Origin of the sequence: Streptomyces aurantiaciflavus (assembly GCF_049808595.1) — a bacterium.
In the GTDB taxonomy this organism is placed as follows: Bacteria; Actinomycetota; Actinomycetes; order Streptomycetales; family Streptomycetaceae; genus Streptomyces.
The window spans coordinates 62,237-84,416 of sequence record NZ_JBNCAQ010000023.1; the positions used below are offsets into that span (position 1 = coordinate 62,237).

At 69.7% G+C, this 22,180-nt stretch carries 14 protein-coding genes and 5 pseudogenes; 11 read left to right on the forward strand and 8 right to left on the reverse strand.

What is annotated here, in order from left to right; all coding sequences use genetic code 11:
* Nucleotides 1–673 precede the first annotated feature (673 nt).
* Nucleotides 674–2,761, reverse strand: coding sequence for an NAD-dependent DNA ligase LigA (gene ligA, locus ACPT94_RS26140; RefSeq protein ID WP_425246957.1), 2,088 nt, complete (start codon nt 2,759–2,761; stop codon nt 674–676).
* A gap of 330 nt (nt 2,762–3,091) precedes the next feature.
* Between ligA and ACPT94_RS26145 the strand changes: the two genes are divergently transcribed.
* Nucleotides 3,092–3,958 (forward strand): alpha/beta hydrolase, encoded by an 867-nt coding sequence (locus ACPT94_RS26145; protein WP_425246958.1) that lies wholly within the window; start codon nt 3,092–3,094, stop codon nt 3,956–3,958.
* Here the strand turns inward: ACPT94_RS26145 and ACPT94_RS26150 are convergent.
* Nucleotides 3,934–4,179 (reverse strand): annotated as a pseudogene (locus ACPT94_RS26150) (IS110 family transposase); the annotation flags it as partial. The gene ACPT94_RS26145 and the pseudogene ACPT94_RS26150 overlap by 25 nt on opposite strands.
* A 61-nt stretch (nt 4,180–4,240) precedes the next feature.
* Here ACPT94_RS26150 and ACPT94_RS26155 point away from each other — a divergent pair.
* Nucleotides 4,241–4,534 (forward strand): annotated as a pseudogene (locus tag ACPT94_RS26155) (inositol monophosphatase family protein); the annotation flags it as partial.
* A gap of 172 nt (nt 4,535–4,706) precedes the next feature.
* On the opposite strand, the gene ACPT94_RS26160 reads toward ACPT94_RS26155, so the two are convergent.
* The gene (locus ACPT94_RS26160; protein WP_360346819.1) at nt 4,707–5,024 is read right to left on the reverse strand and encodes a DUF6234 family protein; all 318 of its coding nucleotides are present in this window, start codon (nt 5,022–5,024) and stop codon (nt 4,707–4,709) included.
* Between the two features lie 126 nt (nt 5,025–5,150).
* Between ACPT94_RS26160 and ACPT94_RS26165 the strand changes: the two are divergent.
* Nucleotides 5,151–5,497 (forward strand): annotated as a pseudogene (locus ACPT94_RS26165) (transposase); the annotation flags it as partial.
* A gap of 211 nt (nt 5,498–5,708) precedes the next feature.
* Here ACPT94_RS26165 and ACPT94_RS26170 read toward each other — a convergent pair.
* The 3 genes from ACPT94_RS26170 to ACPT94_RS26180 form a co-directional block, all read right to left on the reverse strand.
* Entirely contained in the window at nt 5,709–6,890 is a 1,182-nt protein-coding gene (locus ACPT94_RS26170) for an MFS transporter (protein ID WP_425246959.1), read from the reverse strand.
* Nucleotides 6,891–7,041: 151 nt separating this feature from the next.
* Nucleotides 7,042–7,413 (reverse strand): hypothetical protein, encoded by a 372-nt coding sequence (locus ACPT94_RS26175; protein ID WP_360346815.1) that lies wholly within the window; start codon nt 7,411–7,413, stop codon nt 7,042–7,044.
* Between the two features lie 139 nt (nt 7,414–7,552).
* Nucleotides 7,553–10,531, reverse strand: coding sequence for a glycoside hydrolase family 2 TIM barrel-domain containing protein (locus ACPT94_RS26180; RefSeq protein ID WP_425246960.1), 2,979 nt, complete (start codon nt 10,529–10,531; stop codon nt 7,553–7,555).
* Nucleotides 10,532–10,825: 294 nt separating this feature from the next.
* Between ACPT94_RS26180 and ACPT94_RS26185 the strand changes: the two genes are divergently transcribed.
* Both ACPT94_RS26185 and ACPT94_RS26190 read left to right on the forward strand, forming a co-directional pair.
* A complete protein-coding gene (locus ACPT94_RS26185; RefSeq protein WP_360346811.1) occupies nt 10,826–11,827 on the forward strand; it encodes a LacI family DNA-binding transcriptional regulator in 1,002 nt (333 codons plus the stop codon).
* Between the two features lie 105 nt (nt 11,828–11,932).
* Nucleotides 11,933–12,109, forward strand: a pseudogene (locus ACPT94_RS26190) (MmyB family transcriptional regulator); the annotation flags it as partial.
* Between the two features lie 238 nt (nt 12,110–12,347).
* Here the strand turns inward: ACPT94_RS26190 and ACPT94_RS26195 are convergent.
* Together ACPT94_RS26195 and ACPT94_RS26200 are read right to left on the reverse strand one after the other, a co-directional pair.
* On the reverse strand, nt 12,348–13,223 hold the full coding sequence (locus ACPT94_RS26195) for an alpha/beta fold hydrolase (protein WP_425246961.1): 876 nt from the start codon (nt 13,221–13,223) through the stop codon (nt 12,348–12,350).
* A gap of 26 nt (nt 13,224–13,249) precedes the next feature.
* Complete coding sequence (locus tag ACPT94_RS26200; RefSeq protein ID WP_360346807.1) at nt 13,250–13,951, reverse strand: SDR family oxidoreductase; 702 nt, start codon at nt 13,949–13,951, stop codon at nt 13,250–13,252.
* 459 nt (nt 13,952–14,410) lie between these two features.
* Here ACPT94_RS26200 and ACPT94_RS26205 point away from each other — a divergent pair, with 459 nt between their 5' ends.
* The 6 genes and pseudogenes from ACPT94_RS26205 to ACPT94_RS26230 all read left to right on the forward strand — a co-directional run bounded on the left by ACPT94_RS26205 (nt 14,411) and on the right by ACPT94_RS26230 (nt 21,867).
* On the forward strand, nt 14,411–15,910 hold the full coding sequence (locus ACPT94_RS26205; protein WP_360346805.1) for an MFS transporter: 1,500 nt from the start codon (nt 14,411–14,413) through the stop codon (nt 15,908–15,910).
* A gap of 214 nt (nt 15,911–16,124) precedes the next feature.
* A complete protein-coding gene (locus ACPT94_RS26210) occupies nt 16,125–17,249 on the forward strand; it encodes a 4Fe-4S binding protein (protein ID WP_425246962.1) in 1,125 nt (374 codons plus the stop codon).
* On the forward strand, nt 17,246–18,544 hold the full coding sequence (locus tag ACPT94_RS26215) for an SNG1 family protein (protein ID WP_425246963.1): 1,299 nt from the start codon (nt 17,246–17,248) through the stop codon (nt 18,542–18,544). Before ACPT94_RS26210 ends, ACPT94_RS26215 begins: the two co-directional genes overlap by 4 nt.
* Nucleotides 18,545–18,741: 197 nt before the next feature.
* Complete coding sequence (locus tag ACPT94_RS26220) at nt 18,742–19,311, forward strand: TetR/AcrR family transcriptional regulator (protein WP_425246964.1); 570 nt, start codon at nt 18,742–18,744, stop codon at nt 19,309–19,311.
* A gap of 515 nt (nt 19,312–19,826) precedes the next feature.
* Nucleotides 19,827–20,642: pseudogene (locus ACPT94_RS26225) on the forward strand (oxidoreductase).
* Between the two features lie 328 nt (nt 20,643–20,970).
* Entirely contained in the window at nt 20,971–21,867 is an 897-nt protein-coding gene (locus ACPT94_RS26230) for an aminoglycoside phosphotransferase family protein (RefSeq protein ID WP_425246965.1), read from the forward strand.
* The last annotated feature ends 313 nt before the right edge of the window (nt 21,868–22,180 follow it).

Sequence of the window (22,180 nt, forward strand, 5' to 3'; positions counted from 1 at the left end):
TTCGGCGAGCGCCGCCGCCGTCTTCGCGCCCACGCCGGACAGTTCTCGTACGGGCCGGGCCACCAGAACGCGATGATCGCTTAGGGGGAGTCGTCGATGACGGTGCGCCGACCTGGTGGGGTGAGGGCGCAGGCCATGGCGGCGAGCATCCGGTTGCCCGCACACGGCGCAGAACTGTGCCGTCCGAAGTGGGCGAGCGCCCGCAACTGGACCACTTCTGTCAGGGCCCGGGCGTTGCGCTTCCAGTACGGGAGCGCGCCGGTGAGACCGAGAAGAGGGGGAGCGGGGAATCACGGGGGAGAGGCAGCTGGTGGGTGAGGACATCCAGGATGCGCTGGACTGGGCACGGCAGCGCCTCGAGGAGATGGGCGTGTTCGAGGGTCTCGTACCCGGGGGACACCAGGCTGCGGGCCCGCCGTCAGCGCGCAAAAGCCCCAGCTGGACGGGGGAGACCAGCTGGGGCGTATGGCGGTGGCGTGCGGAGGGCGGTCGCCTCTCGGCGGAAGGCTCCATGGGGCTTCAGCCGGACGATCGTCCCCATGGGCTATGGGTGAGGCCCGGGGACACTGTCCCCTCCGCGAGCCACATGTAGGTGAACGGTCACCGGTCTCGGGTTGTTCCCGGGCAGCCCCGACTTCCGGTGTGAGCTGGGGAACACCCCCTTGGTGGAGGCCTAGTTGAGGTAGTCGGCGACCAGGGCGGCGAATTCGTCCGGGGTGGCCAGACGGATACCGAGATCCTCGGCCTTGGCTCGTTTGGACCCCGCGCCGTCTCCGGCGACGACGAGGGTGGTCTTTTTGGAGACGCTGGAGGAGGAGCGGCCGCCTGCTTGTTCGATGAGCTCGTTCATCTGGTTGCGGCTGAGCTTCTCCAGGGGGCCGGTCATCGCGCCGGTGACGACCACGGTCATCCCGGCCAGCGGTCCGCCCGTGCGCTCGGTGTTCTCGTCGTGGTCGCCGGTGTCGCCGTCGTATGGGGTGGATGGGGTGGCGCCGGGTTCGGTCATGTTCACCCCGGCGGCGGCGAGTTTGTCGATGAGTGGGGCGAGTTCGGCGAGTTCGGCGACGATCGAGGGGGCCTTCTCGGTGCCGATGCCCTCGACCTGCTGCATCGCTTCCGCGTCCGCGGCGCGGACGTTGTCCATGGTGGCGAAGTGCCGGGCGATACGGCGGGACATGGAGCGGCCGGTGCCGCGGACCCCGAGCGCGCACAGCACCCGCGACAGCGGCCGGCCCTTGGCCGTGGCGATGGCTGCGAGGAGGTTGTCGGTGCTGGTTGCACCCATCCGCTCCAGGCCCAGGAGCTGCTCGCGGGTGAGGGCGAACAGGTCGGCGAGATCGGCGACGAGGCCGGCGTCGACGAGCTGGACGACGCGGGTGTGGCCGAGGCCCTCGATGTCGAGCTGGTCGCGGCCGGCCGCGTAGGACAGGGCGGCCACCAGGTGGCAGTTGCGCCCGTTTTCGCAGCGCCAGCGCTGCTCGCTGGTGTCGATGCCGGCCCCGCAGCGCGGGCACGTCTCGGGAAAGGCGATGGGCTGTTCGTCGCCGGTGCGCAGGTGGGCGACGGGGGCTTCGATGCGGGGGATGACGTCGCCGGCCCGGTGGACCATGACGTGGTCGCCCAGGCGCAGGTCGCGGCGGGTGATGTCGGCCGGGTTGTGGAGGGTGGCGTAGGTGATGGTGGCGCCGTCGATCTCGACCGGTTCCAGGACGGCGCGCGGGGCGATGATGCCGGTGCGGCCGACGTTCCACTCCACCTCGAGCAGCCGGGTGATCTTCTCGACGGCCGGCAGCTTGTAGGCGATCGCCCAACGCGGAGCGCGCGAACCCGATCCTGCCGTCTGCTGGTCGGCGGCCAGGTCGGCCTTGATGACGATCCCGTCGATCCCGAACGGCAGCTCGGCCCGCAGGGCGGCGATCTCCTGCACCCGGGCCAGCACCTGCTCGACGGTGTCGGCGGTGATGCCGGGCACCGCGGTGGCGGCGGTGGTGTTGATTCCGAACGCGGCGGCCTGCGCCATCAGCTCGCTGTGCGCGAGTTCGCCCAGCCGCGCGGCGAGCGCCGTCTCGGTGTTGGGCATGGGCAGCAGGCCGTAGCCGAAGAACGTCATCGGCACGGTGTAGGCACGCTCCTTGGCGCGCAGGGTGCCCGCAGCGGCGCCGCGCGGGTTGGCGAACGGCTGCCCGCCGTGCGCGGTGCGCACCTCGTTTGCGTGCTCGAACTGAGCGGTCGTCATCAGAACTTCGCCCCGGACTTCCACGGTGACCGGCTCGGCGAGTTCGTCCGGCAGGCCCTTGATGGTGCCGATCGCGTGCGAGACATCCTCCCCGGCTGTCCCGTCCCCGCGTGTGATCAGCTGTCTCAGGCGACCCCCGGCGTAACGGGCGGCGACCGCGAGCCCATCCAGCTTCGGCTCGACGCTGAACCGCTCGACCTCGTGGCCGATCCGCCGGGCCAGGGAGGCGGTCCAGGCGGTGAACTCCTCCGGCGAGAACACGTTGTCCAGACTCAGCATCGCCACTGTGTGTGGGACATCGCCCTCCACGGCGCCGCCGGCGACCTTCCCCGTCGGGGAGTCGGGCAGCACCTGATCAGGATGCTCGGCCTCCCACGCGGCGATGCCTCGCACCAGCCGGTCGTAGGCGTCATCGTCCAATGCCGACGTCCCGCCCGCGTAGTAGGCGGCCGACGCCTTCACGGCGTCCTCGACCGCCTGCGCGTAAGCGGCGGCATCCATGATCACAGCTGCAGGTGTTGTCATACCCGTCATCCTGCCTGCCACCACTGACAATGCCCGATGCAGCGGAGCGGATCCGGATGCCTGGCCGGTCGGGGTCCGGAATCAGGACGACGTGACCTGGCGGGAGCACCCGTGCGGTGCGGTCGAGTTTCTGTCCGCTGGGATGTCCGGCGACCGATGCCCCGCATGCCGGGCATCGGTCGCCGGGGGCGGCCGACGGCCACAGGCGGCCGACACCGTCCGTACGCAGCACGGTGCGGGCGGTGCGGTGGTCTTCCGTGGCGGGGCTGACCAGCACACCAGCCATAAACCCCGTTGAGGCCGTTCGTGATCTCTCCTAGGTTGGCCCGCGTGACGATCGAGGTGCCCCACCAGCCGCTTCCGATTCACCAGTCGGACGTGCGCTACGCCCACGGCCCCGACTCCGCCGTGCAGCCAGGCGTACCCGCCGGCGAGACGATCGGGTTCAACTGGAGCGACAGCGCGCTCTACCCGGGAACATCACGGAAGTTCTGGGTGCATGTGCCCGCGCGGTACGACCCCTCGGAGCCGGCGTCGCTGATGGTCTTCCAGGACGGATGGTGGTACCTGGACCCTGAAGGAGAGGTCCGCGGCGCGATCGTTCTGGACAATCTCGTCCACCGCGGTGACATCCCGGTGACCATCGGCGTGTTCGTCGACCCGGGTGTCTTCCCAGACGCTGACGAGCCGAAGAACCGCAACACCGAGTACGACGCCTACGACGATCGGTACGTCAGCTTTCTCCTGACGGAGATCATTCCTGAGGTCACGAAGCGCTACTCGATCGCCGAGGACCCCGACCGGAGGGGCATCTGTGGTGGCAGTAGTGGCGGAATCTGCGCCTTCACCGCAGCCTGGCTACGCCCGGACAAATTCCGCCGGGTCATCGGGTACTTGTCGAGCTTCGCGCAGATGCCAGGCGGCAACCCATACCCCGAACTCATCCCCCGTGTCCCTCGCAAACCGCTGCGCATCTTCATGCAAGCGGGCCATCGTGACCTGCGTTGGAACGAGCCCGAGGCGAACTGGCTCGCCAACAACCTGCGCGTCGCTGCCGCGCTCGCAGAAGCCGGCTACGACTTCCGCCTTGTCCTGGGCGATGGCGGCCACAGCCCCAACCACGGCGGTGTCCTGCTTCCCGATGCCCTCCGCTGGCTGTGGCGGTCGGACGATCACCCGGACCAACCGATGGGCTGAGGCGCGGCGACTTCATAGCGGCGGCCGTCCCGGATCAGGGCCCACCAGACGTTCACTCTGCACCGGGCGAAAGAGATGACGGCCTGGGAGTGGCGTTTGCCCTCGGCGTGCTTGCGGTCGTGGTGCGTCCGGGAGTTGGGGGCGTAGCGCGCGCTCATCAGCGCGGCCGTGTAAAGGACGCGCTGGAGACCCCGGTGGTAGTGGCGCGGCCGGCGCAGGTTGAGACCTCTTGCCCGTGGTTGACGAGTAGGGCGAGTAGGAGGGCGGGTTCACCGCCGACCTCGGGCGGTTGATCTGCTGGCCCACCCTGAGTTCGTCGAACGTTTCCGGCCGCGCGTCGTGTCCACGACGCTGGCACTGGCATGGGTCGCTGCCGGCAAGCGCGCCGCGTATGTCACCGATGGCGGCGACCTCTCCGGAAGCGTGCATTTCGCAGCCGGCATCGCTTTGTGCCGGGCTGCCGGCTGTGTTGTCACCGGGATCGACGGTGCCCCGATCGGTGAGACGGGTCGTGGGCTCGTGGTCGCCGCCGACCACGAGACCCACGGGCTGTTGCTGTCGATGATGCGCAGCTGAAGGTGGTGCTGTGAGGAGGCCGACCGCATCCAGGCCGAACTGGCCCTGGCCGAGCGGGACTGGAAGGGATGGGCCGTCGCCCGCCGGCGAGTCGGCGAGGTGCTGGCCCCTGCTGACGGGACGGAGCATGGCCACGGCCCGGCCGACCGGACCCTCTGGCTTGGCAGGCGCACTATCCACCGGCAGCAAGAGAAGAGAACAGCACCGCCCCGCCTCCGAGGACAACCAACTGCACGACGCCGGGAATACGCCATCCCAGGGCGAGGAGGCCACCGCCTGTGAGCACTGCGCCGCCTCCCAGAAGCCACGATGCCTGCGACGCCACCCCCGACGCACTCGACGGACTGACGCTGTCGCTTTCGTAGCTGTCGGCCCATCCCGCCATCCCATAGCCGTACACCATCCAAGCGATGACCATGAAGTCGATGACGAGTAGTGCCACGCCGGCCCCGATCTGCTGACCGGTTGACGGCTCATTCGTCTGTCTCACGCCCACTGCCGTCCCGTCTTCGGATGAAGATCTTCTAAGTGCATGCGGTCAGCATGGTGTTGCAGCGGGCACTGCACATGAGCACAGGTACTCAGATGCCCCTCCCCGCTGTAGAGCGGTCGCACGCAGTTCGTGAACCAGTCCACGTGGGATCCGATGCCGGTGCAGCGGCGGATCGTGCAGCGCATGGTGCCGCGGATCGGTCCGGAACGCCTGGGAGGTCGATGACGTCTCGTTCCCCCGAGGACGGAAGGATGTCGGTGACGGTTGCTCCCCAACTACTGCGGTGCGCTGGGCAAACGGCCGCTGAACTGGCGGCTGTTCCTGCCCAGGGAGTGGGCGGATGAGCCGTCCGGCGCTGGCGGGCCGGCGTGCCGGAGAACGTCGGGCACCGGGAGAAGCGGCGGCTGGCACTGGACGCCTTGGACGAACTGGCCACATGGCACCTTGTGCCGCCGGTCGTGGTGGCGGAGTAGGCGCGGCCCCAGCGCGGCGCGCCCCGTAGCGCGGGAGCGCCAAGGAGTACCGCGAGCTCCTCCAATGGGTCGAACTCCGCCAGAGTGGAGCCGACTCCTCTGAGCCAGTCCTCCTGGGACGGTACAGCCCCGTGTAGGGAGTACATGCTGCTGAGGACGTGGTGTCAGATCGACTCGCTGTCGGCGATCAACCCGTCGAAGTCGAGGATCAGGCCTCTGACCACGCTGCCTCCGCTGTACTGGGATCGACCTCTTCGGAAGGCGCGGACGCGGGCCGCAGCATCCAGGCGAAGATCGCGCCGGCCGTGTACAGCAGGAAGATGACGACGAAGAGCAGTCGGGGCCGTGTGTCGTACAGAAGTGCCGCGATATAGCCGGAGGGAATCGCCATCATGGCGGTCACGCTTTGCAGGGCGCCGAACATCGCGGCCCGGTCCTTGTCATCGAGTGTCCCCACGACGATGGTGTCGCGATAGGACTCCGTGAGGAACACGCCGGCGGCGATCAGCGTGCTGCTCAGCATCAGCAGGAAGACTCCATGCCTCGGCACCAGCAGGAACAGCAGCCATCCCGCAGCGCTCAGCGCGAGGGCTGTTCGGGCGGTGTTCACGACGGAGCGTCCCCGCAGCCGGGGCAGCAACACCAGGAAGCACAGCAGTGCCACAGCCGCGGTCAGCGCCGGGATCCAGGAGATGGTGTCGGCGCCGATCCCGAGGTTGTCCGCCAGGTAGACGACCTGGAAGACGTTGATCGTCACTGCCAGGCTGGTGGCGACGTACAGGCCGACGAGAGGCCACATCCGGCGCTGTCGTGACAACTGCCAGAACAGCCGCAGGTTCGTGGCGACGCTGCGGGCCATGCCGGTGTTACCGCGCCGCTTCATGGCGGCCCTGCCCGCGGCTGTCTCATGTACCAGACGGTGGCGCCAGACGAAGAGGACGGACATCATGACTGCGCCGACGCCGTAGATGACCCGCAGGGTGGAGACCACGCCGTACTGGCCCATGAGGGCGCCGGCGATCGGGGTGAGAAGCCCAGCGCCCATGGCGATCAGCTTTATCGCGGCGAAGACACGGGGCTGGCCGTCCTTCGGGGTGTCCTCGGTGGCGAGGAGGTTGAAGGAGGTGTTGACGATGCTTGAGCAGGCGTTGAACAGAGCGGCGATGAGGAAGATCCAGAAGTTCGTCGCGATCGCCCAGAGTGCCATGGGCAGCGCCCAGCCGATCAGATCGAATACGAGGGATGTCATCCTGCGCCCGAGCCGGTCAGTCACGGCTCCGGCGATGATCTGGAAGAGGAAGGCAGTGTAAAGGTTCGCTGACAGGATGACACCGATGGAGAGATTGCTCAGTCCGACGGACTTCATGTAGAGCGTGGCGTAGTAGAGCACGACCGTGCCGGTCAGTGCCCACAGCGGTTCGAGAAGGACGCAGTACCGAGCGTTCGGAGGCAGGTCCTTCAGCAGGATGGGTCTCACGAGGGGTCCGTTCTGGGAAGCCTGGACGCGCCCCGCCGCAAGAGGGCGGAGCGGCGGGCGTCGGTCAGGAGAGGAGAAGCGCCTTCACGGCGGTGAGAGGGCGAGACTCGCCCGTGGCGGAGTCCACGCCCATGGCTGCCTGGAACGCTTCCATGAAGCGTTCCAGCGGAACCTCCGTGGTGACCATGCGCTCGAGTTCCGGCGGTCGGCGGGCGAATTCCATCGCTGGTCCGATGGCGTCGTGCAGGGGCACGGCGCCCACGATGCCGATGCCGTTGTCGATGAGATCCACCGGCCTCACCGCGGCCGTGTAGCTGTCGTCGCAACCCAGCGGGACCACCCTCCCGCCCTTCGCCACGTAGGACGGAGCGGTGTCGATCTGATTGCCATTCGGCACCCTGGTCCCGAACTCCCGCACCTCGTCGGCGAGCGGCATGCTCTTGGCGAGGGCAGCCCGCGGTCCAGGACCACCGTTCGGGGAACCGCGGGCCACCCGCGCTGTCACCGGGCCGTGCGGCGCCCGGTGCTGCCCGCCGGCCCTCGGCGTGCAGCACCGTCGCCGGCGGGTCCCGTGCTCAGGCGCCCGCTGTGATACGCAGCCTGATGGTGCGGGCTTCGGGGCGCAGCACGAACTCCGGCCACACGTCCGGCCCGCAGGCCCGGGAGCCGAGTCCGTGCTGGACGGCGTCGATGATCAGGTGGCTCGTGGTCGACTCCGGCAGCTCGAAGGGGTGTGCGGCCCGGGCGATCTGCTGCGGGGTGTGGCGGCCGAGGGTGAAGCCGGGGCGCCGGCCGCGGGCGTCGGGGAGGGCCACGAGCCGCAGTACCTCGGTGCCGCCACTGGTCAGCGTGAGGCGGCGCATCTGGGAGCGGTGGCCGGTCTCCTGGGGGCGCGCGTAGGCGACCGCGAGGTCCCGGATGCCGGCGGAGAAACGGCCGGTGCGGGCCGCGCGGAGACTGTCGGGGTAGGACTCCAGCGGGCCCAGGCCGAACCAGTCCGCGCCGTCCACGGGTGCCGTGTCGTCGGGCAGTTCGAAGCGCACCCCGATCCGCGGCCACACCGACCGCCACCCGCGCGAGGGCTCGATCTCCACACGCAGTTCGAGTTCGCCGTCCTCGATCGACCAGACGGACTCCACGGTCACCGAGAGGGCGGAATCCGCGGCGGAGACCCGGTCGACCGTGCGCAGGGCGTCCGCGGCTTGTTCCACGCCGAGGCGCCGCGTGGTCAGACGGTCCAGGCCGTCGCGGCGCCACGTGTCGGCGCTGGACACCCCGAGGACGCTGTTGTCGCTGCCCTCCAGCCGGTCGGCCCGGCTCTCGTCGTTGTCGGTGGGCGCGCGGAACAGCTCCAGGCGTGGGCCGGTCACTGGGCGCCCGGCGAGGCGGGTGAGGGAGCCGCCGGTGAACTCGGCGATGCCGAGCGCGAGCGTTCCCTCGCCGGGCCGCCAGTCGCGCCGGGGCCGGGCGGCGGGCACGGGCCGCCGTACCGAGCGGTCCAGTTGGGCGGTGGCGATCTCATGCCCCTCCGGTGCCCAGGGGGTCGCCGCCGCCAGCACCGCCTCGACCGTCAGCCAGGTCTCGCCGTCCGGGGCCACGGCGACCGGCGGCAGCGGCACCCGCCCCGACTCGCCCGCCGCGAGGACCGGGGCATCCCACTGTCCCGAGTCCACGAGGTTTCCGTCGTGCTCGACGCGCCAGCGGAAGCGCAGGTCGGACGTGTCGACCGAGTGCCGCAGGTTGGTGATCAGGAGCTTGTCGCCGTCGAAGGCGAAGCGGATCGGCTGCACGACCGCCTTGAACTCGTGCAGGCCCGGCGTCGGCACGTCGTCGCTGAGCACCATCCCGTCCATCACGAAGTTGCCGTCGTGCACGACCTCCCCGAAGTCACCGCCGTAGGCGTGGTACGGCGTCCCGTCCGGGGCCGTGGCCAGGATGCCGTGGTCGCGCCACTCCCAGACGAAGCCGCCGTGCAGCCGCGGGAACCGGTGGACCAGTTCCTCGTACTGGTCGAGGGCACCCGGCCCGTTGCCCATCGCGTGGGCGTACTCGCAGAGCAGGAACGGCTTGGTGCGCTGCCGGGCGCCCTGGGCCGGGGTGCAGCCGAGCAGCGGCGCGCGGGAACCGTCCGTGCCGATCTGCTCGATCTCCGGGACCGTCGCGTACATGCGGGAGTAGACGTCGGTGTACTCGCCGGTGTAATCGCCTTCGTAGTGCACGGGACGCTCGGGGTCGCGGGCGTGGACCCAGGCCGACATGGCGGCGAGGTTGGCGCCGGTTCCGGCCTCGTTGCCGAGGGACCAGATCACGATGCCGGGATGGTTCTTGTCCCGCTCGACCGTGCGCTCGACGCGGTCCAGGTAGGCCGCGCGCCAGGCCGGGTCGTCGCTCGGGTTGCCGGCCCAGTCGACGTTCTCGAAGCCGTGGGTCTCCAGATCGCATTCGAGGACGACCCAGAAGCCGAGTTCGTCGGCGAGGTCGAGCAGCCGGGGGTGCGGGGGGTAGTGGCTGGTGCGGATGGCGTTCACGTTGAACCGCTTCATGCGGGCCAGGTCCGCGCGGGCGTGCTCCTCGTCGAAGACCCGGCCGCGCTCGGGGTGGGCCTCGTGCCGGTTCATCCCGTGGAAGACGACACGGCGGCCGTTGACCAGGAATTGGTCGCCACGGATCTCGACGGTGCGGAAGCCGACCCGCAGGGCGATGCTCTCCGCGGCCGAGGACACGGTGGCGTCGTACAGGCGGGGTTGCTCGGCCGACCACGGCTCCACGCCCGCGATGTCGAGGGGCGCCACGTCGGCCGGGGTGGCCCAGACCCGCTCGACGCCGAGTTCGGGGATGCGCAGGGTGACGGGGAACGCGGCGGCGTCGGCGGTGACCTCCGGGTCGATACGGCCGTTTCCGTGGTCGTAGCCGGTGCGCAGCCAGACGTCCTCGACGCCCCCGGCCGGGCGGGCGAGCAGGGTGACGTCCCGGAAGATGCCCGGCAGCCACCACTGGTCCTGGTCCTCCACGTAGCTGGCGGCCGACCACTGGTGCACCCGTACGGCGACGACGTTGTCGCCCGGTCGCACCGCGGACGTCACGTCGAACTCGTGGGCCAGCCTGCTGCCGCTGGCGCTGCCGATCTCGACGCCGTTCACCCAGACCCTGAACAGCGACTCCACCCCGTCGAACCGCAGCAGGACCCGCTCGGCGTCCGACCAGTCCTCGGGCAGGTCGAAGTGGCGGCGGTAGTCGCCGGTGGGGTTCTCGTCGGGGACGTGCGGCGGGTCGATCGGGAACGGGTACTGGACGTTCGTGTAGATCGGCCGGCCGTAGGCGCCGTCGCCTTCCAGCACCCAGTGCGCGGGCACCGGGATGCTGTCCCAGCCCCGGTCGTCGAAGTCCTCGGAGGCGAAGTCCTCGGCGACGGCCGCCGTGGGCGACAGACGGAACTGCCAGGGGCCGTTCAGCGACTGGGAGGGGGCGTCGGAGTGCAGCCAGGAGCGGGCCGGACGCAGGGCGCCCCGCCACGGTGCGGTGTCCGACACGTGCGTGGAGAGCTGGGAGGGCAAGGGGCTCACAACCTTGTTGGGAAGAGGTACCGTGAGCGCTCACGGGAGCGGTAACGGGAGGCGATGGGAGTGTGTGCCGCGGCCCGGCGGAATGTCAAGGCTCAGGGCGTCCGGGCGGGGCCGGGACTCGGGGGTGGAGCCAAGGCGGACCCTGGACGGACCGGGGGACGGAGCCGAGGTGTAGCCAGGGTGGACGCCGGCCGGAGCCGGGCTGGGGCCGGGACGGCGCCGGGGCTCGGGCATACTCGGTGTCCGTGCGACGCGGGCGCGTCGGCAATGAGGCGGAGGTGAGTGATGGCGTCGTCGGAGACCGGACCCCGCAGGGTGACGATCGACGATGTGGCCGAGGCCGCCGGAGTGTCCCGGCAGACCGTGTCCCGCGCGCTCAACGACAAGGGCGAGATCGGCGTCGCCACCAAGCAGCGCGTCCTCGACGCCGCCCAAGCGCTGGGATACCGGCCGAGCCGGTTCGCCCGGGGGCTGGTCCGTCAGGACACGTTCAGCGTCGGCCTGGTGATCCCCGATCTGCTCAACCCGTTCTTCACCGAGGTCGCCGCCGCCGCCCTGGACGCGGCGCGGACGCTCGGCTGGCACGTGGTCGTGTACGACACCGGCGACCGCGTCGAGGAGGAACGGGGCACCCTGGAGGTGATCGCCTCGCAGGTGGACGCGGTCGTGGGCTACCTGAGCCTGCCGGAGGACGAGATCGTCAGGCTGACCCGGGGGCTGCCCGTGGTACTCATCGACCGGAAGCACCACACCGAGCGGTTCAGTTCGATCCTGATCGACGGCGAGGCGGGCGTCCACGCGGCGATCCAGCACCTCACCCGAGCGGGCCACCGGCACATCGGCATGCTGGACCACGCGGAACGCTCCGAGCCGAGCGTCCGGCGCGACTGGTTCGACGGCGCGATGACCGCGTGCGGACTGGACGCCACTGCGGTGGCCCGCGCCGACCAGAGTGTGGAGGGCGGGGAACGCGCGCTTCAGGAACTCCTCGCCCGGCACCCCGACCTGACCGCCGTGTTCATGTTCAACGACATCATCGCCATCGGGGGCTTGCGCGCAGCACGCCGGCTCGGCCGCCAGGTCCCCCGGGACCTGGCGGTGATCGGCTTCGACGGCCTCCGCCTGGGCACGCTGGTCGAGCCACCGCTCACCACGGTGGCCCTGGACACGCGCGGTCTCGGCGCGCTGGCCGTCGAAGAGGCGGCCAGACTCCTGACCGGAAGAGGCCCCCTGCGCACGGACGAACTGACGGTGGGGGCGGAGCTGCGGCTGCGGGAATCGGCATAGAGGTGTCCTGGTAGCCGCCGGGACCGCGCCGCCGACGTGCGCAGGCCGACACGAACGGGCCTTCGTCGCGGCCCTCGAATCGGGCCGCACCTCCTGGTACGCCCTGGCCGCAAAGCCTTCCGCCACCCGGCCATCGGCGAAATCACCCTCGACTTCGACGCCATGGAACTGTCCGCGCAGCCCGGCCTCGTCCTGACCGCCTACAGTGCCGCACCCGACACCCCGGACCACGACGCACTTCCGCTGCTGACTGCTTGGGCGACCACCGAGGACACCCAGACACCGGCCGCGTCGTCGACCGCGGCTGATCGTCGCACCTCAGCAGGAGACGCGTCGGTCCAGCTGATCCACGTCGTTACGTGTGCGTCTCGCTGCCCGCCTCACGCGTTGATCGCGGCCGGAGCCCATCCGAGGCATCGGCCGGCATGCCACGGTCTTCGGCCAGCCGCTGGTACCGAAGGGGTGTACGGCGGCTGGGCGGGAGCGCGGTGCGCGGTCGCGCCCTGCGCTCTCGGGGCGGTCAGGCCGCCGCGTTCAACAGGTCGGCCAGTACGTCGGGTTGTTCCAGGGCGATGAAGTGGCCGGCCTTCGGCACCTGTGTGAACGCGGCGGCCGGCAGCAGCTGCTTGTTGGCCTCCCGGTCCGAGGGCCGGGACCAGTCCTTTTCGCCGTAGACGAGGTGGACGGGGGCCTTGACCTCGGGGTAGCGCGAGCGGGCCGCGATCAGGGTGGGCAGGTTCTGATAGACGCCCCGGGCGACGGTCGGGTAGCCAGGGCGGCGGCCCACCTGGAGGAGTTCGTCCACGTAGTCCTCCCGCAGCGCGCTTTTGTCGCCGAGGCCGCCCTGAAGGATCGTGCGGAGGGCAGGCTTCGGCTCCACCCCCGCGATCACCGGCCCCACTCCCGGGGTGAGGACACCGCTGACCACCACACGGGCCAGGAGACCGGAGCGGGCGATCCCACCCCGGAAGTCGTAGGTGTTCACCGCTACGACGCGCCGTACCCGCTCCGGCAGATCGGCCGCGGTGGTCAGGGCGAGCACGGCCCCCATGGACTCACCGACCAACGTGACGTCGTGGAGGTCGAGTTCGGCGAGGAGCCGCTCGACGCCCGCACGCATGGCCGGCTCGTCGTACGACGCACCGGGCACGATCTCGGAGTAGCCCATGCCCGGCAGGTCGAGGGCGTAGACGGTGTACTGGTCCGCGATCAGCGGGATGAGGAGGCGGAAGTGCTCGGCCTGGGTGCGCACGGTGTGCAGCAGGACCACCGGGGCGCCGGTGCCCGCCTTGAGGTAGCGCAGGGTGCCCTCGCGGCTGCGGCCTGCCCGTGGAGCGATGGTGTGGCTGGTGGTCCCCGGAATGTGAATTCTGGGACGGGGGTCGTGGGTGGGCATATCGCCGTCTCCCTGGGTGAAGGGGCTTAGTTGGCCAGCTGGGGATACAGCGCCGCGAGGTCGCCGGCGAGGCCCGCCTTGACCTGACGGGAGATGTCGTCGGCGAGGACCTCGTACGCGCCCGTCTCGATGCCGTCGAGGGCGAGTGCGGCGACGTCGCGGGGGTCGGACTTGGGTGCGTCGACACCTGTCGTCAGGTCCGTGTCGACGTAGCCGACGTGCAGTCCGGTGACAGCGATACCGCGCGGCCCGAGCTCCAGGCGCAGGGAGTTGGTCTGCGACCACAGAGCGGCCTTGGACGCACTGTAGGAGCCGCCCAGGGCCAGCCAGGACAGCACGGAGTGCACGTTGAGGATGTGGCCGCCGCCGTTGCGTTCGATGACCGGCACGAAGGCCCGGGTGACGAGGAGCGGGCCGTAGAAGTTGGTCTCGAACTCCCGGCGTACGTCGTCAAGTGGAGAGTCGAGGAAGGACGCGCCGACCGAGGCGCCGGCGTTGTTGATCAGCACGGTGACGTCCTGAGCCTGTGCAGCGGCGGCCGCCACGGAGGTGGGGTCGGTGACCTCCAGGGCCACCGGGACCGCATCCGGATGCGTCACGCTGCGCGGGTCGCGGGCCGTGGCGTAGACCGTGCCGGCGCCGCGGGCGTAGAGCTCCTCCACCAGGGCCTTGCCTATGCCACGGCTGCCGCCGGTGACGAGAACGTTCGCGCCTTTCAAGGCGGTCATGACTGCCTCCACAACATCGGAAACCGATCGGTTTCCATCACTGTAAACCGATCGGTTTCGCGATGCAAGGTCAACGAGGAATCATCCGCGTCGGGCGGCCGTGACGGGGTGTCAGGCCTCGCCGAACCCCCCGCGCCGCGGCGCCCCCGTGTCGCCACAGGCCGCCGGCTTGCCGCCCGAGTAGGGCCCGAGCGCCCCGCGGTCCCGGGCTGGTGCGGCACAAGGTGTCGACGCTCATGCGGGCGCTCCGTCGGCAGGGCTGCCGTGTTGAAACGTCGAGCAGCCAGTCGCGTGTCGAGACGGCGCCACCGGCCTGAGCGGGCTTCAGCCTTGTCGGGTTGCTCCGTGATCGGAGGCGACCCGTTCACTTGCGCTGCGGAAACCGATCTGTTTCCCTAGTCGGAAACCGATCGGTTTCCAGCCGATGGTCAGTCCTGTGACCAGCAACCAAGGGGAAAAGTGAGTACCACCTTCGACCGTGGGGCGCCTGCCTCCCGCACAACAGATTCGGGCCGCCGCGGCTCACATGCCATGCGCTGGTGGGTGCTTGTCGTGCTGGGCACGGCGCAGCTCATGGTCACGCTCGATGCCACCGTCGTGAACATCGCGCTGCCCGCAGCCCAACATGACCTCGGTTTCAGCGACGGCAGCCGGCAGTGGGTCATCACGGGTTACGCCCTGGCGTTCGGCAGCCTTCTGCTGATCGGTGGCCGGCTCGGTGACCTGTTCGGCCGACGTACCACCTTCGTGACCGGCCTGATCGGTTTCGCGGGCGCGTCCGTCCTCGGCGGCGCGGCAGGCAGCTTCGACATCCTCGTCACGGCGCGTGTGGCCCAAGGACTCTTCGCCGCGCTGCTTGCGCCCGCGGCACTCTCACTGCTCAGTGTGACCTTCACCGACCCGACCGAGAGGCCGAAGGCTTTCGGCATCTTCAGTGCGCTGGCCGGTGCGGGCGGCGCGGTCGGTCTGCTGCTCGGCGGCATGCTCACCGAATGGGCGACGTGGCGCTGGGTGATGTACGTGAACGTCATCTTCGCGGCCGTCGCGCTGGTCGGTGCGGTGCTGCTGCTGGCCAAGCCTGCGGTCACCGAGCGGCCCAAGATCGACGTTCCGGGCACCCTCGTGGTGAGTGCCGCGTTGTTCGCCATCGTCTATGGGTTCGCGCACGTCGAATCCACCAGTTGGACCGACCCGGTCGCCCTCGGCTCCATGATCGTCGGCGCGGTGCTGCTCGCTGTGTTCGTATGGCTGGAAGCCAGGGTCGCGCATCCGCTGCTGCCCATGCGACTCGTGCTGGACCGGACCCGCGGTGGCTCGTTCCTGGCGGTGTTCGTCATCGGCATGGGGATGTTCTCGATCTTCCTGTTCCTGACCTACTACCTGGAGGCCAGCATCGGCTACTCGCCGATCAGGACGGGCCTGGCGTTCCTGCCGATGGTCGCGGGCATCGTTGCCGCGTCGACCACGGCGCCTGCGCTGCTGCTGCCCAGGGTCGGTCCGAAGATCGTGGTCAGCGCCGGCTTCCTGGTCGCCGCAGCCGGTATGGCCCTGCTGACCCAGCTCGAGCTGCACAGTGGCTACGTCGCCGACATCATGCCCGGCATGATCCTGCTGGGGCTCGGTCTCGGTGGGGTGATGACCACCGCGTTCCAGGGTGCGACCGCGGGCGTCCACCACGAGGACACGGGCGTCGCCTCGGCGCTGATCAACACCGGCCAGCAGGTGGGTGGCTCGATCAGCACGGCGCTGCTGACCACCGTTGCCTCGTCGGCCGCGACCGACTACCTGTCCTCGCACAAGCCGGGCGCGCTGACCATGGCCCAGGCCGGCGTCGAGAGCTACACGGCCACCTTGGCGTGGGGCTCCGGGTTCTTCGTGGTCGGTGCTGTCCTGTCGGCGCTCCTGATACCGAATGCGCCTCTGGTGCCGTCGGAGGGCGAGCCGGTGATCGCCCACTGAGCCTGAAGGTTGCCCGGGTCGCCGAGGCTGTCTCCGGTCATTCGGCTGGCCCGCACGAACTCGCAGGGCAGGGCTCCAATCGCCTGGCGATCGGCGTCGACAGCCGCGAGGAGCTTGACCGATAGGCCGAAGGGAACGCTCGCCGCTTGGGCTTGCACGCTGAAACCGATCAGTTTACGGTGGTGAAACTGATCGGTTTCTCGGAGGGGGACGGATGACTGCCGCGCATGACACCGAAAGGCAACCGACGGGTTCCAGGCTGTCGGTGAAGCTGGCCGCTCACCCGTCGGTCCAGGCCGTACTTGCCCGGCGCGGGGCCGGTGCGGCGGCGGGCCCGCCGGCGGTGATCGACGCGGCCTGGCTGCGCGAGCTGTGCCTGGCGGCCGGCGCGGACGACGCCGCCGCGGTCAGCCTGGACCACCCCGACCTGGCCGGTGAGCGCGAGCACGCGCAGGCCGCGCTGCCCGGCACTCGCACCCTGATCGCGATGGCGGTCCGGATGAACCGCGACAACTGCCGCTCCCCGGCGCGCAGCGTGGCCAACCAGGAGTTCCACCAGACCGACGAACAGGCCAACCATGCCGCCCGCAGCGTCACCCGAGCACTCCAGGACGCCGGCTACCGCGCGCTCAACCCGTCCGTCGGCTTCCCGCAGGAGATGGACCGCTTCCCCAGGGAGCGGATCTGGGTGGTGGCGCACAAGACGGTCGCGGTGGCCGCAGGGCTCGGTGTGATGGGTCTGCACCGCAACGTCATCCACCCGAAGTTCGGCAGCTTCGTGCTGCTGGTCACCGTGCTGGTGGACGCGGAGGTGAGCGAGTACGGGCAGGCGCTGGACTACAACCCCTGTATCGACTGCAAGTTGTGCGTCGCCGCCTGCCCCGTCGGCGCCATCGCCAAGGACGGCGCCTTCGACGCGCTGGCCTGCACCACGCACAACTACCGCGAGTTCATGAGCGGGTTCACCGACTGGGCGCAGACCGTGGCCGACAGCGAGGACGCCGCCGACTACCGCTCCCGGGTCACCGACTCCGAGGGCGCCTCCCTGTGGCAGAGCCTGACCTCACCCCCCGGCTACAAGTCCGGCTACTGCCTTGCCGTCTGCCCCGCCGGCGAGGACGTCCTCGGCCCCTACCTGGACGACCGCAAGACCTTCATGGACACCGTGCTGCGCCCGCTCCAGGACAAGAAGGAAACGCTGTACGTCCTGCCGGGCTCCCACGCGCAGGAGTACGCCCGGCGCCGCTTCCCCCACAAGCCCGTCAAGGAAGTCACCGGCGGCTGGCAGCCCCCGGCGAAACGCGCCGCGTCCACCGAACCAGAGAAACGTACGTCATGAGTGGCATTCACCCCTTCCGCGTCCTGCGCGCCAAACCCCTGTGGATCGCCAACGGCGCCATCACGGGCGTACTCGCGCTGCTGTTCACCGTGTTCTACGTCGGCGCCAACATCGACCCGGCCGGCCACATGTCGAAGCTGCCCGTCGGCCTGGTCAACGCCGACGAGGGAGCCGCTGTCGGCGGCAAGCAGGTCAACCTCGGGGCTCGGATAACCGAGTCGATCAAGAAGTCGACCGCAGGCGGGGACAAGATCGACTGGAAGGTGATGGACGAGAAGGAGGTGAAGGAGGAGCTCGGCAAGGGCAAGCTGTTCGGCGCGCTCGTCGTGCCCGCCGACTTCACCTCAGCCACTGCCGCACTGACCGGCACCACGCCCACCGGGGCCCCGGCCCGCCCGACGCTGACGGTGCTGACGAACCAGTCCGCCGGCAGCGTGGGCTCCGGCCTGGCCCGGACGGCGACGACCCGGGCGGCCGAGAACGCCTCACTCCAGGTGGGCAAGGAGCTGGCCGCCCAGATCGGGACTGCGCAGGCGAAGCTGCCCGCCGCGGCCCGCGTCCTGCTCGCCGACCCGGCCGCAGTCACCGTCGAGGACGGTCACCCGATCGACTCGCACAGCGGCCTGGGCCTGACAGCGTTCTACTACGCGCTCGTCCTGGTGGTCTGCGGCATGCTCTCCGCCAACGTCATCAGCGGCCAGGTCGACCACGCCCTCGGCTACACCCACAACGACATGGGCCCCTTGCGCCTGCACCGCCCGCTGATCCGGGCGACCCGGGTCCAGACCCTCGCCATCAGCAGCACCCTCATGATCGGCCTGTCCCTGCTGATGGGCACCCTGGTCATGGTCGGTGCGATCGGCATCATGGGCATGGACGCCTCCCATCTGCCCCTGCTGTGGTTGTACTCGGTGTGCGCCATCGCCGTCACCGGGATCGGTGCGCTCTCCCTCCTCGCGGCCTTCGGTACGCCCGGCATGCTGGTGGTCACGCTGGTCTTTATCGGGATGGCGGTGCCGACGGCCGGGGCCACCACCCCCATCGAGGCGCTGCCCGGCTTCTACCGCTTCCTCGCGGAGTTCGAGCCGCTCCGGCAGATCACCGGCGGAATCCGCTCGATCCTCTACTACGACGCCCAGGGCGACGCGGGCCTGACCCGCGGCTGGGTCATGATGGCCGCCGCGCTGGTGGCGGCCGCCCTGTTCGGCTTCGGCGTACTGGGCTGGTACGACCGCAAGGGGCTGCACCGCGTCCCGGCGGAGACGACGCCCGACAAGACCGCGGTCCCTGCATAGCGGGAGGCGCCCCCACATCACCCGGGGACGGGGCCATCACTCGGAGTGGCCCCGGTGTGCCGCCCTGACGGGACCACGGGCGCGCACCATTCAGGGCTCGGCGACGGTCTTTCCCCCGGACCGTCGCCGAGCCTCTGCGCAGCACCTACGAAAACCGATCGGTTTTCTTTTGCGCCGCTTCGAGTTAATCTCGCGGTATGACCACCGAAGTGAAACTCACCCCCAGGGAGCGGCTGCTGGAGGCGGCGGCCACGCTCACCTACCGAGACGGTGTCGGTATCGGCGTCGAGGCCCTGTGCAAGGCGGCGGGGGTGTCGAAGCGGTCCATGTATCAGCTGTTCGAGAGCAAGGACGAACTGCTGGCCGTGAGCCTGCAGGAGCGCGCCTCCGCCTACGTTGCGACTCTCCTGCCTGCGGCGGACGACGGCCGGTCGCCCCGGGAGCGGATCCTGCACGTCTTCGAGCAGGTGGAAGCGCAGTCGGGTGCGCCCGAGTTCCGCGGCTGCCGGTACCTGGCCGTGCAGATCGAGCTCAAGGATCAGAGCCACCCCGCGAGCCAGGTCGCCCATCGGGTCAAGGCGAACCTGACCGCCTTTTTCCGCGCGGAGGCCGAGCAGGGAGGCGCGGGTGATCCCGATCTGCTGGCCCGGCAGCTCAGCCTGGTCTTCGACGGCGCCAGTGCCCGCGCGGGAATTCAGGCCGACAACTTGACCGGGCTCGTCGCGCCCACGGTGACCACCCTGCTCGACGCGGCGGGCGTGCGCTGACGCATCGCTCATTCGTAGAGCTGCCTCGATCCCCTGCACTCGCGGGAAGCCCGATGGCGGTGAGCGTGTTGCCGAGCGTGCCGCAGGCGAAGAAGGTCGTGGGCCGGTCGGTGGCAGCGCCCGGCGTCAGGTGCACGGTGTCCCAAATCCTCATCCAGCCGGCCCGGACGACCTCGCCGATCAGGTCATCGCCCTGCGCCACGACGGCGTATCCCTGCATCTGCATCAGGAGCGTTTCGAGGCGCGTCGAGATCAGCTGTGCGTAAGCGTTCGTCATCGCCTGGAGGGCGGGCTCGCCGCCCTCCACGCCGTTGGCCGCTCCCTCGAAAGCCGGGCGGTGTCTTCCATGCTCCGTACCGAGCAGCGACGAAGATCGCCTTCTTGCCCGCTCTCACGCCTCCCGTGGGCGCCGATCCCGCCGTGACGTCCCCACTCCCTCTGGGACTTGCAGACGGAAACTGATCGGTTTACTGTAGTGGAAACCGATCGGTTTCGAGAGGGTGCGGGAGTTCATGATGACGACAGGTCGGCCGGTGGCAATCGTGACGGGTGCGTCATCCGGTATCGGGAAGGAAACCGCGCTCGCGCTGGTCGCGGCCGGTTTCACCGTGGTGGGCACAAGCCGTGACACCTCACGTGTCACGCCGCTCGACGGTGTGACGTTCCTCGGACTCGACGTCGCCAGTGACGCCTCGGTCGCCGCAGCGGTCCAGGAGGTGAGCGAGCGGTTCGGGCGGATCGACGTCCTGGTCAACAACGCCGGCGTCGGTTCGATGGGTGCGGCCGAGGAAACCTCCCTCGCGCAGACCCAGGGCATGTTCGAGACGAATGTCTTCGGGGTCATGCGCATGGTGAACGAGGTCCTGCCGCACATGCGTGCTCAGTGACGCGGGCGCATCATCAACATCTCGTCCGTGCTCGGGTTCCTGCCCCAGCCCTACATGGCCGCCTACGCCGCCTCCAAGCACGCGATCGAGGGTTACACCGAGTCGCTGGACCACGAGGTCCGTGACCACGGCGTCAGGGCGCTCATCGTCGAACCCGCCTACACGAGGACCGGGTTCGAGGCCAACAGCGCGAAGCCCGACACCCCCCTGCACGTGTACGCGAAGCAGCGCCAGACCGTCGACCGCGTGATGGCGGAGGCGGTCAGGGGCGGCGACGCCCCCGCCGTCGTCGCCCAGGCCATCGTCGCGGCAGCGACCGACGCCAAGCCGAAGCCGCGCTACACCGCCGGCCCCCTGGCCAGACGCGCACGGGTTCTGCGCCGCCTCGCTCCCGCCGCGGTCTTCGACAAGCAGATCCGCAAGATGAACCAGCTGGCCGGCTGACGCCCAGGCGCTGCCTGGGGTTTCCGAGCCCGGGCGTGGGGGTCCGCGATGATGGCTCGGGGTGGGCACTTGCGCAGCGGCGCCGGTGCGGGCCCGGCGCGCCATCAGGGCCCTCCTGAGCCAGTTCAGCCGTTGCGCCTCGGTGTCGGTGTCGGTGTCGGTCACCACGGTGATGACGGCCAGGAAGGCTTCTCGCTGGCCATCGACGCCTACCACGGTGGCGTCGACGCCTTCGCCGACCGCCGCGCCGCGAGCGCAACACCCGCCCACCGAGATGTTCCGGAGAGCGAGAACCGCTCCGCCCGCCGCCTCAGTAATGTGACTTCGCATGACCGACACCGAGATCGAGATCACCGCAGACCTGGTCCGCGACCTGCTGCAGGAGCAACATCCAGACCTTGCCGGGCTGGCCATCCGCGAGGTGGCGGGCGGCTGGGGCAACCAAATGTGGCGCCTCGGGGACGAGTTGGCCGTGCGCATGCAGCGCATGGACGCCACGCCGGAGCCCCAGCTCAAGGAGCGGCGGTGGCTCCCCGTGCTGGCCCCGCGCCTGCCGCTCCCGGTGCCGACGCCGGTGCGGTTCGGTGAACCGTCCGAGCGCTTCCCCAAGCACTGGACCGTGATGACGTGGGTTCCCGGCGAGCCACTGGACCACGGCTCGATCAGCCGCGGCGACCACGCGGCCGAGACGCTGGCGGGCTTCCTCCAGGCGCTCCACGTCAAGGCGCCCGCCGAGGCGCCGATCGCCACGGACCGCGGTGCCCATCCCAAGAACTGCACGGACGGCTTCGAGAGATTCTTCCAGGCCGTTGCGCCCGAAGACGTCGCTGCCGACGTCCGGGCCGTCTGGGACGACGCCGTTGCGGCCCACGCGTGGGAGGGCTCGCCGGTGTGGGTGCACGGCGACCTCCATCCCGCGAACGTCGTCGTCTCGGACGGAACGCTCTCGGGCATCGTCGACTTCGGTGACATGTTCGCCGGCGATCCGGCGTGGGACCTCGCCGCCGCGTGGGTGCTGCTACCCGCGGGCACGGCCTCACGGTTCTTCGACATGTACGAGCGTGCAGACGAGGCGGCGATCCGGCGCGCCCGCGGGCTGGCCGCTATGAAGAGCCTCTTCCTGATGCTCATGGGGCAGAACGGAGATCGAGGTCTTCCCGGCGGCAAGCCGCACTGGGGACCTGCAGGTCGGGCGGCACTTGATCGTGTTCTGAAGGGCGTTTGACGCACGCTTCTCTGAACTTGTTCTCGATCTTGATTGAGGCCCATGCGGCAGTCCACCTTCGTGGGTTCACCGATCACGACGCGTGGTGGGGATGGCAAGGTCCACGGCCGTACGCTGCCCGTGGCCCCGACCGAGCCGGCGGAGCTTCTCCTCAGCGCCAACGAGGCGCTGTACTCCGCTGCTGTGCAACGGCATTGAACGATGTCCCGATTAGTAGGCGTGTACAAATGGTGGCGTACGTGACATGGGAGTGCGGATGAGGTTGCGGGCGGGCAGGGTGATGCTTGCCGTCGCGGTGTTGACGGCCGTGGTG